Below are 12,714 nucleotides of genomic sequence, written 5' to 3'. Positions count from 1 at the left end.
CCAGAGGTTTTCAGTGAAAACAAGGCGAATTTACGCGTCAATAGCTGGCCTATTGCAAGTAAATTCAACGCAGTTAGCGCTGAAAATAGCTGCTTGAGATAAGTTTATTATCCGGAGCTCAGGTTTCTTACTACTTATCTGCGCATTATTGTTTAGTTTCAACTTTGCTTTAAACACAAACTAAAACATTCAGATCAAAGTAGTTCACTCATCTATTGGAGATTTTATATGTCAGTAACCAGTCGACAACTCACGTTAGCATCACGCCCACACGGTGCTCCTACCGATGAAAACTTTGCATTAAAAACACTAGAGCTGCCGCCATTAAAAAATGGTGAAGTATTACTGCGTACCATTTACTTATCCCTTGACCCTTACATGCGTGGCCGCATGAGCGACGCTAAATCGTATGCCGACCCAGTAAATGTTGGCGACGTGATGGTTGGGGCAACTGTATGCCAAGTTCAAGAGTCTAAAAACGACTCCTTTAGCGAAGGCGAATGGGTATTGGCTTACACTGGTTGGCAAGACTACGCTATTAGCAACGGCGAAGGGTTAATGCAATTAGGCAAAGAGCCTGCTAATCCTTCGTATGCACTAGGTATTATGGGAATGCCGGGCTTTACCGCTTATATGGGATTACTTGATATTGGTGCACCTAAAGCAGGTGAAACCGTGGTCGTTGCTGCAGCAACAGGCCCTGTGGGCGCTACCGTTGGCCAAATTGCAAAAATTAAAGGCTGTAGAGTCGTCGGCGTTGCCGGTGGCAGTGAAAAATGTAAGCACGCAGTAGAAGTATTAGGTTTTGATGCCTGTATTGATCACAAAGCAGATAATTTTGCACAGCAACTTGAACAAGCCTGTGATAACGGTATTGATGTTTATTATGAAAATGTGGGCGGAAAGGTATTCGACGCCGTATTGCCACTTCTCAATACATCAGCACGCGTACCTGTGTGTGGTTTAGTGTCGCAGTATAACGCAACTAGCTTACCAGAAGGCCCTGATCGTTTGGGTATGCTAATGGGGCAAATACTCTCTAAGCGTATTAAAATGCAAGGCTTTATTATTTTTGACGATTATGGCCATCGTTATGATGAGTTTGCAACCGCTATGCAGCAATGGCTACAAGATGGAAAAATTCAATACCGCGAACATATGGTAGAGGGCATCGAAAATACCATTACTGCCTTTAACGATATGATCAGCGGAAAAAACTTCGGTAAAACCGTAGTTAAAATTAACAGCCCACTTTAAATTTAATGCGTTGCTGTCTATATAAAGTAGCAACGCAACAAGGATTACTATGATCAAGCTACATCATTTAAATAAATCACGCTCAAAACGTATTATCTGGTTACTAGAAGAATTAGCCGTAGATTATGAAATAGTTGCTTACCAACGTAATAAAGACACTTTTTTAGCCCCAGATGAACTTAAACATATTCATCAGCTTGGTAAGTCGCCGGTGATAGAAGATGATGGGATTATTGTTGCCGAGTCGGGCGCAATTACCGATTACCTCATTACTAAATACGGTAACGGAAAGTTTGCACCTAAAGCAGGCACTAGCGATTATGTTGATTATCAGCAATGGCTACACTTTGCCGAAAGCTCAGCTATTTTACCGCTGCTGCTTAAAATGTTTGTATTAAAAGATGGCGCTAAAACCCAGTTTTTAGAAGGTTACGCCGACGCCGAAACAGCTAAAGTAATAAGCTACTTTAACGATCGCCTAGCAGGCAAACGTTACTTAGTAGGCGACACCCTAACCGGCGCCGATTTTATGATGTCGTTTATTGTCGAAATTGTTAAAAACTCAGGTCAACTAGCGCACTTTAAAAACCTAGTTAAGTACGATGAGCAATTACAAAGCCATGAAAAATTTCATACCGCACAAGAGCTTGAAGCTAAATACGATTAATAATCGGCTGCTATTAGTTTTATAGTTATACCAATTACATTAAATTAGTACACATTTAAAAAGGGCCTTGGGCCCTTTTTACGTTTGCTGTAATAATTTAAATTCCGCCTAGCTCGCGCTCGGTAATACACTCATCCGACGCCATTTCAAATTCGCGACACACTAACGGGCGGTTTTCGTAAATAGAACACATGAGTGTGTTGCGATCGAGGGCTTGGCACCAGCCATCATCGGCACGTTTCATTACTTCGCTGCCCCATTTATCGTATTCAATATAATGAAATGGCACACCGGTATCTGTCACTATGCGTACTTCTAATTGGCAGCAACAGGCTTGGCAATTAGCACACGTAACAGGCTCTGGGGTGGTGGTGAGGTTTTTAACCGGAATAACAATTTGAGGCATAGTGGCTTAATAAAATAAAGTAAGCCACTAGGATACACCAACTAAGCTCAAATCGGCAGAGTAAATCTATCTCTAGGGGCTATTTTAAAGGCTAACTAGGTTAAATTTAGCTAATATTATGCTAGCTGACGCGCCAGTAATTTCGCTTTAATATCACTGTAGCGCATCGCTTCACACAGCGCAAAACCACTCAATTGGCGCACTTTATTGCGTGCAAATAAAGGCACGCTCATGCCCGCTAAAAAGCGACATTGGGTTTCTACACCTACGTTATTAATGCCTTTACTGGCTAGATGCTGTAAAAACTCATCTACTTTTTGATAAATTACACTCTCATCAACAACATCTGCTTGCACTGAATATTCAAGCTTAACACTGTGGCCTCTGCATACTGAGCAATGGCCGCATTGCTGGGGCGCATTTTGATCGTCAAAATAACGGGCAAGGTTGTAGCTTAAACAGCTTTGCAACTCAAAAAAGCGTACCAATGCAGCTATACGTTTTATTTCGGCTTGTTCTTTATCGGTAAAATAATCATGCAGTTGCTGCGCAAGTTCAGGGTTGTTTATCACCTCACTATGCACTTTATACACTTGGGTAATACGTTTGGTTTCTAGAGTAATAAGCTGTTTTTCGGCTAAGTAGTCAAGCGCCGCAACCACTCGTTTTCGATCGACTTGCGCGGCTTGTGTCAGGCTATCAAAATTAAGCGTGCCCCATACTTTTTTAAAATCGGTATGGCTAAATATTTGCGTTAAAAATGCTTGGCGCTGCTCATCAAACTGGCCTAGCAACTCGTTTTTATCAACCAAAAACTTATATTTAAAATCGGCGTAGTAAGCGTATTGCGGCGTAATTGCACCTTGCATTTCTAGCTGTACTAACAAAGTTTTAAGCGCAAGTTGCCTAATATTACTGTCGCTTGAAAGGCTATATTCTTGCATTTCCCATTGCTGCTGCGAGCTGTGGTTTTGACGAATATCGTTAATTACATGCTCAATACCGCTTAGCTCTGGGGTGTCGCCATACACAAAGTTCTCTACAGTATTTAACCCATCAAGGTTGGCTAAGGTAAAACACTGTGACGGGTTACCATCGCGCCCTGCTCGGCCTATTTCTTGGCTGTAGTTTTCAATCGATTTAGGTAAGTCGTAATGAATAACAAAGCGAATATCGGCTTTATCTACGCCCATTCCAAAAGCAATCGTAGCCACTACTACATTAATTTTACCACCCATAAAGTCATCTTGAATTTGCCATCTAAGTGTATCTTCAAGCCCAGCATGATACGCCACCGCTTGCAGTCCTTGATTGCTTAGCATATTAGCCACTTGTTCGGCACTTTGCTGCAAGGTAACATACACAATACCTGGGCCATTTTGTGCGCTAATAATGTTAGCAAGCTCGGTATTTTTATCCGCCGTTTTTACACTCAGCACACTTAAGTCTAAATTAGCGCGGTAAAAACCGGTTTGTACAATGCATTCTGGGGCAATGGCAAAGCGCTCGGCCATATCGCGCTTTACTTTTTTAGTCGCGGTGGCGGTTAATAATAATACCAGCGGAATATTAAGCTCTTCACGGTAGCGTGGTAGTTTTAAGTAGTCGGGTCTAAAGTTGTGTCCCCACTCAGAAATACAGTGCGCTTCGTCAACAACCAACATAGACACTGCTATTTGATTAATAAACTCTCTAAAACGCTCGTTCTTAAAGCGTTCAACCGACACCATTAACACTTTAACTTTACCGCTGCGAACATCGTTCATTACTGTGCTGCTTTGCATTTGGTCTTGGCTCGAATCAAGGCTGGCAGCATAAATACCTTTGCTGTTTAAAAAGCTAATTTGATCTTTCATCAATGCCAATAATGGCGACACCACTAAGGTTAAATGCGGTAAATGCAACGCGGTTAATTGATAACACAAAGACTTACCCGAGCCAGTTGGGAATATTGCCAACGACGATTGCCCATTTAACAACTGCTCTATGGTTTGCTGCTGCCCGCCTCTAAACTGATTAAAGCCAAAGTGTTGCTCAAGTGATTGAATTAATGAAGGGGTCATAAAATATCCTGTTTAAATATTTCCCTCAAAAGGAAAAATATTCCTACACGGTAAAACCTAAGTAAGTATAAAAATACACACTATTTAGCTTTAAAAGTGTGAGTATAACTTATTCATTATTTTTTGCTGACACATCCTTTATTTAGGCGCAGAATATAGCCATATAAATAACGAGTTTAGCCTTTGCCAAAATAACTTGATTCATACCCAAGTAACCTCAAAAAAATAATTCTACATAGATTATTTGGGTATATTATTTTTAAAGGCAGCGTTATGAATATTACCACACCTAAAGTCGTCGTTATTGGCGGTGGGGCTGGCGGATTAGAGCTTGCAACCCAACTAGGACATAAACTAGGAAAGAAAAAACACGCAGACATACTACTCATAGATAAAAACCGCACCCACATATGGAAGCCGTTACTGCACGAAGTAGCGACCGGTTCTATTGACCCAGATTTAGATGGCGTAGTGTACAGCGCTCATGCTGCTAAACATCATTATCGCTTTCAGCTTGGTACATTTTGTAATATTGACCAAAGCAATAAAACCATTACCCTCGCACCACTTTATGACGAATTAGGCCACACTATTTTACCCGAGCGCAACGTGCGCTACGACCATCTTGTTATTGCCATAGGCAGCGTAAGTAACGACTTTAATACCCCTGGTATAAAAGAGCATTGCTATTTTTTAGATTCTAATCAGCAAGCAGAGCGCTTTCAGCATTCGTTACTCGACAGCTTTACCCGCTTGCACCAAGACGACAATCAACAACAATCTTTAAACATTGCCATTGTGGGCGGCGGCGCAACCGGTGTAGAACTCTCGGCTGAGTTGTATCATGTTTCTGAGTTATTAAAGCTATACGGCTTAACTAATATGTCGTCCAAACGTTTACATATTCATTTAATTGAAGCCGGGCCACGCATTTTACCCGCACTTCCCGAGCGCATTGCCGTTAGTGCCAAGCGCGAGCTGCTAAAATTAGGGGTTAATGTACGCGAACAAACGCAAGTAAAAGAGGCCACCGAGCACGGCTTCATTACCAAAGACGATGAGCACATTAATGCCGATATTATGCTTTGGGCTGCAGGAGTAAAAGCTCCTGATTTTATTAAAGACCTAGGTATTTTTGAGCTCACTCGCAGCAATCAAATTCAAGTAAACCAATTTTTACAAAGCACGGTTGATGACAGCATTTTTGTATTGGGCGATTGCTGCGCCTTTACCCAAGCCGACGGCAAACAAGTGCCACCGCGGGCGCAATCGGCGCATCAAATGGCGCAATGTGTTGAAAAAAATCTTATAGCCACATTAAAACAGCAACCATTGAGTGGCTTTAAGTACAGCGATCACGGCTCTTTAGTTAATCTGTCTCGCTACAGTACAGTTGGTAATTTAATGGGTAATCTCACCAGTAATAGCTTTTTTATTGAAGGTAAAATTGCCCGCTTTATGTATATTTCGCTCTATCGCATGCATCAACGCGCCATTCACGGCAGTGCAAAAACCTTTGCCTTGTGGATCAGCGAAAAAATACTGCGCGTGGTACGCCCTAAAATGAAGTTACATTAGGGCCTGTTGATCTTTCAAGGTTAAATTTGCAGCAGTGTGTTTGGTATTTAGGCAAGGCAGAGCCTATGTGGTGTGGTTATTCCCCATAAATAGGCGATAACGTAGAATCAATGCCAAACATGCGCTGCCCGAAGGGTTCTGCCTAGGGGCGATTAACTCTTTGTTGCTCGGTTTTTACTTAGCCCACTAGGTTAAAAATCTCGCGCCGTGATTAAATCGCCCCTAGTTTGAACAAATTTTAATCCGCAAAGGTTAACAGACCCTAAAGTTTTGCAGAGTTTAAACACCACAGCGGTGAATTTATTACCGCTGTCATTAATATTTAACACTTTTACGTTATATATCCAAACCATCTCAAAATGCAAAGTTCAGCATTTCAAAGGCTTGCTTTGGGTATAAAGTAAAAAAGCTTAGGAGGTAATATGCAATGACGGCTAAAACACTCATTTTTAACTTTGATGGCACCGGTGCTGAGCCTAGAGACGCCGAGCAGTTTAGTGCTGATCATTTTAAAGAAGACAGCAGTATTTCTAATATTCTTAAACTACACTTACTCGCTGGCGGACAACTTAATAACTCTCCTAATACTAAATTAACCAATCAACTTAGTTTTTATTATCAAGGTATTGGTACTAAAGGCAGCCGCTTAAAACGTTTTTTAAATCAAACACTCGCACCACGTAACGACGATGTAGCTAGCATTTTAAAACAAGCCCTAAGTGATTTTAAAAGCCATTATAAGCTAGGCGACATTGTCTTATTAACTGGTTTTAGCCGAGGCGCTGCACTCGCTAGGCGCTTAGCAAAATTATTAGAACCATTAATAAGTGAGCAAGTATACCTGTGTGTATTTGACACTATTGCCTCTATTGGTTTATCAAAAATAACCAAAGCGACCCGTGGCGCAGAGCATGTAATTTTTGAAAACCACACCATAGCAAGTAATGTTACTCAAGCCTTACATTTTGTAGCCCTAGATGAAAAGCGTCGCGCGTTTGAACCCACACTAATGAACCAACAAAGCAACATTACCGAATTGTGGTTTGCTGGTGCGCATTCTGATATTGGTGGCGGTTACTATCGCGATGGTTTAGCCGATATTTGCTTACGCTATGCAATAGAGTGGTTAATCTCGCAGCCGTTAAATATCACCTTTTTAACCAGTCACGATATTGACTATGCAGCCTTACTTCCTAACAATAAAGTAATCGCGCAAGACGATATAACAATTACACCCGACCCGTTGGCATTAAGCCATCAGCAAAATTATTTTTGGTTTAACCCATTTTTTAAACTAGTAGATAGAGAATGCTATGTACTGATAGATAACGAACCAAGTCCTCTTGAGCCATTAGTGCACCACAGCGTGGCCGAACGCATTAACAAACTCACCAGTTACCGCCCAGAGTCACTTAAAAACCTGCCTTATAAAATAATCTATAACGATAATACCCAACTTAGTTTTACCGGGTTAAGTGCACATATTATGCTTGCTAACCAAAATATGAGCGTACTGGCAGTAAAGCAAAGCCAAGATGTGGTGGTATTTGCCAGTGAAGCCTACAACGCCACTGGTTTAATGCTAGAGCAAGGCGCAACGTATCGCTTTACCCCTTACCCTGATCAGTATTGGTTCGACGACGGTATAAAATGTACTGCGCTTGGCTGGCATCGCGATGACGTGCAACTTGGCGTAAAAGAAATCTCTATGGCATTGCTCGAGCCATTTAGACGACTGCCAAATGCACAGTGGTTTTCGTTAATTGGCGCTATTAATAAAAGTGACAAGAACTTATTTGCAATAGCCGACGGCGCAGATGTTAAAATGGTGCAATCAGGTGAATTTACTCCATTTGCCAACGACTTAAGCCGATTTTATGGCGCTAACGCCGGTAAAATTAAAGTAAAAGTAACGAGGTTAAAATAAAACAGCGCTCAGGTAAAAATTAAGCAAACCTTGTATTTAGGCTTGCTTAACTGCAATTTTATATCGCGCTATATAAGCTAAAACTGTATGCGTATTAGCATAATACTTGTTTCTTAATAGATGGCTAAATTAACTATGCCACTACACTCCCGAACTTTTAGTACGAGATTCAACAACAAAAATTTAAGGGAAAGTACTGGCTTTAGGTCTCAAGTTTTAGGTAAAGATTAGCCAAGCTCGGTGTTTGGGTTTACTTGTAAGTGCGATTTTTACATCGTGCTTTTTGTTATTAAGCTTTAATTTCATGCTAGCTCTGCCGCGCACCGCCTGCCCGCTCCGCAGTTTGGTGTGCTGGTAACCACAAACACACACCAATAAATTCCTACCTACCATTACTAATATCTTACTTGGCGAGCCTTTGCTGATATTTAATTTATTAGCGTTAACCTATTTATTCCCCCACCTTTAATTTTTCTACATTGTTACTGCTAGGTAAAAGTCATTTGATTTTTATGCCGGTTATCATTTGTGATAAACAATGTAAAGTACGGCTCATGGGTCAAACAGCAGCAATGCACTGACGCTAAGCATTAAAACAAAACACACAATTTATAGATACTGATGTTTCAGTACAGCATATTAGGATCACATTAATGACTCAATCTGTTACCACTAAACTTGCTCAAGAGCCAAGCATTCAATTATTTAAAGCGGGCACTTATAAACTTAACGATCTTGCGGGCTTGCTTGAAGTTAAAGATTTAAAAAGTCAGATGGCTGAGCTGACAGTCACCGATAACTCAAACGGCTTAACGGTTGGTTTTTTTGCTATGCAGCCTGGCGTTGAATTTGAATTTGTTTATGAATTTGTAGAATACAAAGTAATCACTAAAGGCAAAATTGTGATGCGCGATTTACAAGGCAATAAATATGTAGCAGAAGTAGGCGACGTTGTGCTTTTCACGCCTAATGTTACCGTTATATTTGATGCTCAAAGTGATGGTGAAGCCGTATATACCGCACACCGCACTGCAGATAGCATGTTTACACCTAAATAAATTTTATTAAATTTTCGGAGAATCCACTATGAGCATATATACACATACAACAGTAGGCACAAACGATTTAAACAAGGCTCGCGCCTTTTACGACAACGTATTAAGTATTATTGGTCTTAAGCGTATTGCAGATTTAGATGACAATGGTTCAATTTGGGGCGTAGACGCACCGTCTTTCTTTGTACTAAAACCAGCCAACGGCCAGCCTGCAACTGTGGGTAACGGCACTATGGTTAGCTTTGAAGCACCTGATCGTGCATCAATAGATGCTTTCCATGCAGCGGCTTTAGCAGCAGGTTGCCCTGATGAAGGCGCACCGGGTACTCGCGGTTGGGCTCCTAATGCCTACGCTGCTTATACTCGTGATTTAGACGGTAACAAACTTGCAGTATACTGTTTTAAAGCAGCATAACTAGGGTCTTATATTTGATAACAGCGGACTGTCGGCCATTTTGGCTGTCAGTCCGCTTTTTCATTTTGGGGGGCGAGCAGGCTTTAGGTAGTAATTAGCTTTGAAAACTAAAGTATTTGTTTAACCTACCTAGCACCTAATTTTTAACTAAAAGCCCTATTTGATCACAGCTATTTAAGCGGCGATTAAATAGGACTCTTGTCCTGCATGTTTGTTGCTGCGCTTGAAAGAGCCTTTACCTTTTTTAGCTTTAACCACTTGTGGTTTAAACACCTTAGAAGTAACCAGTGCAGCCAACGCATTGTGCCTTATAACACCGCGGCCAGTATCTACGGCGCTGTTAGTGGCCGTTTTTGCTTTCGATTTTTTAGTCATCATTTTTCCTATAAACCAACTAATTATAAAATAGATTGTATATTACTCAGATATGGCGATTGTATGCTTAATTTACAAGCTTGCAAGTGATTTAAAGCGCCATTTAAAAAATATATCACTCCCCTTTTCCCCCTATTTCACAGCCCTCATTTGTATAAAATTAAGGCAAAAAAAAGCGCAGTAAATAACTGCGCTTGTTACTGTTTAGCTGCTATTAAATATTAAAAGCTAAAGCTTAATTTTGCATAGTAGCTACGGCCATCAAAACCATAAGGTACGGCACGTAATGGGTATTTAAATCCGCCATTAGAGATAAAGTTAAGTACTTCATCATCACCTAATTCATCTGGCGTTTCGTCAAATACGTTATCAGCACCAACCGATACAGCAAACGTATCGTTAATTTGGTAAGTCACGTTTAAATCAACCAATACTGCTGACTCAACCGTGCTGGTAGGCTTAAATGAACCCGTAGGTGATAAAAACCCAGGTAACGAAATATGGTCGTTAGCAAAGTATTTAACATCGGTTTCGCCAAAGTAGTTAAAGCGTATCATTGAACTATAAGCATCGCGCTCATAATCAAAGGTTAACGTACCACGCTCACCTGGTTGGCCGTCTGTTAAAAAGCTGCTTTGTATATCATCAAGCGCGACATTTTTTGGAATACCAGGTGCTGCATTTACATTATCAATTTTAGTTTCGTTTAGGTTACCCGCAAAAGTAATACCTAAGTTACCACCGTCCAGTTCAGTACGGTAAGATGCAATAATATCAACACCTTGCGTAGTTGAATCTAAAGAATTTGAGAAATAGTTTGCTTGCACTGCACCGGTTGCTTGTAATGCAGCAACTGCCTCTGCACTAAATGCCACATCATCTGCTGATAATAAACTACCTAGCGTTATACGGTCTTTAATTTCTACGTGGTAAAAATCAACCGTTAACGAAAGCTCGCTGGTTACATCATAAACAAAGCCTGCGCTTAAGTTTTTAGATGTTTCTAGCTCTAAACTATTAACCCCTAAAGCAGAAGGAAATGCCGAACCTGTGGTTGCTGTAAACGATTGGCTTAACGTGCCGTCTGAGCCTAAGTTAGTGGTAAACGCTGTATAGCCACTTTGTTGTAACGACGGTGCTCTAAAGCCTGTAGATGCAGCAGCGCGCACGGCAAAGTCATCATTAAACTCATAACGCGTTGCTAATTTACCAATTAAATCATCGCCTGCATCCGAGAAATCTTCGTAGCGCAGTGCACCACTTACGTTCCATGCATCGGTGATCATGGTTTCAGCATCTACATAAAATGCATAACTGTCGCGGCTTTGTGAATTTGACGCTTCAGGGCGCAAACCGTTATAAGCTTGAAAACCACACTCTGCAAATTGATTAGCATCGTTAACTGACGGATACGAGGTATCCATATTAGCTAAACCACACGCATAAGAAGCTTCTTCCCCTGGGACTATTTCGTAATTTTCTTTACGGTACTCTGCGCCAAACGACAAATAAAGAGGCTCACTACGACCAATATCTATAATGCCATTAATGTCGGCATTAACTGTAGTTTGATCAAAACGGAAACCACCTGAATACCCACCACTTGGGCCCGCATTAGCCGCTATATCAGCGTCACTCGCATTTGGGTTATTAGCAACATACTCTGCCGCATACGAGGCATTAATGCTGTTACGTGAAGTAAAGTCGTATTGGTTTTCACCATACACTGCCGATACATCGTATCCCCAGTCGGTATTAATTTCGCCTTTAAGTCCAAGCGCAAGTGAAATATCTTGTGCTTCGTTAAAAATCTGCGGTAAAAAACCATCTGCGTATACTTGAGTTACGTTTTTGCCAGCTTCATTAAAGTTTCGGTAAAAACCATTACCTAAAGCAGTACGTTCAGAATAGCCACCAAATGAGTAAAGTTCATTATCGCCACCAACGGGCAGTGCCATATTATAAAATAATGAGGTAAATTCGCTCTCTGCATTACCTTGGCTCCAGCGTACATCTTTAGAAAGCGTACCAGGTGCTACATCGAGTGAACCGCCAATATCGCGCTCTGCACGGTTCGTACCCTCGGCATCACGGTGCTCAAGTGATAGGTTAATGAACCCACCTTCGCTGCCTAAATCAAAACCGCGGTTTAAGCCAACCGATACTGTTTCGCCATCGCCTTCGCCGGTTTCGCTATATTGTACATAACCTGTAGTAACGCCAGTTGAATTGTTAAGCGATAAGTTAATAACCCCTGCAATAGCATCAGAGCCATACTGTGCTGCAGCACCATCACGCAGTACTTCAACACCTTTTAAAGCAACTAACGGAATCGCATTCATATCGGTGCCTGCTGAACCACCACCAACCGTACTTGTTAAACCAAAAATGGCTTGATTATGACGGCGCTTACCATTTATTAATACTAGTGTTTGATCTGGCTGTAAACCACGTAAAGTGGCAGGTCTAAATAAATCAGAGCCGTCAGATACTTGCGTACGCGAAAAGTTAAATGAAGGTGCGGTTGCTTGTAAGCTTTGCCCAAGTTCGGTAAAGCCACCTTTATTTAGATCGTCCGCGTCAATTAAATCAATAGGAGATGAGGATTCAGTAGAAGTACGATTTGATACGCGTGATCCTAATACTGATATTTGCTCAATATTTTTTACAGCTTTAACCGGTGCTTCTTGTGCGTTAACAATGCTTGGTGCACTAAAAGCAAAAGCAACGGCAACAGCGAGTGTGTTTAAACGATATGTTGACATAGTGACGACCCTGTTTTGTGTGTTCTTATAATTTATGAAAGGCTGTTACATACAAACCTTGCTGCCAACATCCTAGCAACATATATAAATAAAAAGATACTAAAACGCATAAATAATTAGTCTATGTATGCAAATAACTTCTAAAATAGAAAATTAACACCTTTAATAGGTTAAAATACCAGCAATTCGGCATTTTATTTTAAATA

10 protein-coding genes are annotated in these 12,714 nt (G+C 41.0%); 6 read left to right on the top strand and 4 right to left on the bottom strand.

Annotated features, from left to right (window positions below; all coding sequences use genetic code 11):
• Positions 1 to 228 precede the first annotated feature (228 nt).
• Both H5079_RS12675 and H5079_RS12670 read left to right on the top strand, forming a co-directional pair.
• Positions 229 to 1,257 (top strand): NADP-dependent oxidoreductase, encoded by a 1,029-nt coding sequence (locus H5079_RS12675; protein WP_011329763.1) that lies wholly within the window; start codon positions 229 to 231, stop codon positions 1,255 to 1,257.
• 49 nt (positions 1,258 to 1,306) lie between these two features.
• Entirely contained in the window at positions 1,307 to 1,924 is a 618-nt protein-coding gene (locus H5079_RS12670; RefSeq protein ID WP_011329762.1) for a glutathione S-transferase family protein, read from the top strand.
• A gap of 97 nt (positions 1,925 to 2,021) precedes the next feature.
• Here the strand turns inward: H5079_RS12670 and H5079_RS12665 are convergent, their stop codons facing one another.
• Both H5079_RS12665 and H5079_RS12660 read right to left on the bottom strand, forming a co-directional pair.
• Positions 2,022 to 2,330 (bottom strand): YkgJ family cysteine cluster protein, encoded by a 309-nt coding sequence (locus H5079_RS12665; protein WP_176359701.1) that lies wholly within the window; start codon positions 2,328 to 2,330, stop codon positions 2,022 to 2,024.
• 116 nt (positions 2,331 to 2,446) lie between these two features.
• Positions 2,447 to 4,393 (bottom strand): ATP-dependent DNA helicase RecQ, encoded by a 1,947-nt coding sequence (locus H5079_RS12660; RefSeq protein ID WP_182684230.1) that lies wholly within the window; start codon positions 4,391 to 4,393, stop codon positions 2,447 to 2,449.
• A gap of 273 nt (positions 4,394 to 4,666) precedes the next feature.
• On the opposite strand from H5079_RS12660, the gene H5079_RS12655 reads away from it, so the two are divergent.
• The 4 genes from H5079_RS12655 to H5079_RS12640 all read left to right on the top strand — a co-directional run bounded on the left by H5079_RS12655 (position 4,667) and on the right by H5079_RS12640 (position 9,368).
• Positions 4,667 to 5,971 (top strand): NAD(P)/FAD-dependent oxidoreductase, encoded by a 1,305-nt coding sequence (locus tag H5079_RS12655; RefSeq protein ID WP_182684229.1) that lies wholly within the window; start codon positions 4,667 to 4,669, stop codon positions 5,969 to 5,971.
• A gap of 427 nt (positions 5,972 to 6,398) precedes the next feature.
• The gene (locus H5079_RS12650) at positions 6,399 to 7,898 is read left to right on the top strand and encodes a DUF2235 domain-containing protein (protein ID WP_182684228.1); all 1,500 of its coding nucleotides are present in this window, start codon (positions 6,399 to 6,401) and stop codon (positions 7,896 to 7,898) included.
• A gap of 653 nt (positions 7,899 to 8,551) precedes the next feature.
• Positions 8,552 to 8,956, top strand: coding sequence for a hypothetical protein (locus H5079_RS12645; RefSeq protein WP_011329756.1), 405 nt, complete (start codon positions 8,552 to 8,554; stop codon positions 8,954 to 8,956).
• Positions 8,957 to 8,984: 28 nt separating this feature from the next.
• On the top strand, positions 8,985 to 9,368 hold the full coding sequence (locus tag H5079_RS12640) for a VOC family protein (RefSeq protein WP_011329755.1): 384 nt from the start codon (positions 8,985 to 8,987) through the stop codon (positions 9,366 to 9,368).
• A 174-nt stretch (positions 9,369 to 9,542) separates the two neighbouring features.
• Here the strand turns inward: H5079_RS12640 and arfA are convergent, their stop codons facing one another.
• Positions 9,543 to 9,743: a ribosome alternative rescue factor ArfA gene (gene arfA, locus H5079_RS12635; protein WP_011329754.1), complete on the bottom strand. Its 201-nt coding sequence runs from the start codon at positions 9,741 to 9,743 to the stop codon at positions 9,543 to 9,545.
• Between the two features lie 221 nt (positions 9,744 to 9,964).
• On the bottom strand, positions 9,965 to 12,508 hold the full coding sequence (locus H5079_RS12630) for a TonB-dependent siderophore receptor (protein WP_182684227.1): 2,544 nt from the start codon (positions 12,506 to 12,508) through the stop codon (positions 9,965 to 9,967).
• Between the last annotated feature and the right edge of the window lie 206 nt (positions 12,509 to 12,714).

Source organism: Pseudoalteromonas sp. SG44-5 (genome assembly GCF_014164175.1).
GTDB lineage: Bacteria > Pseudomonadota > Gammaproteobacteria > Enterobacterales > Alteromonadaceae > Pseudoalteromonas > Pseudoalteromonas nigrifaciens.
Note: the sequence above shows the minus strand (reverse complement) of the source record. Positions and strands in the feature narration are given on the sequence as shown.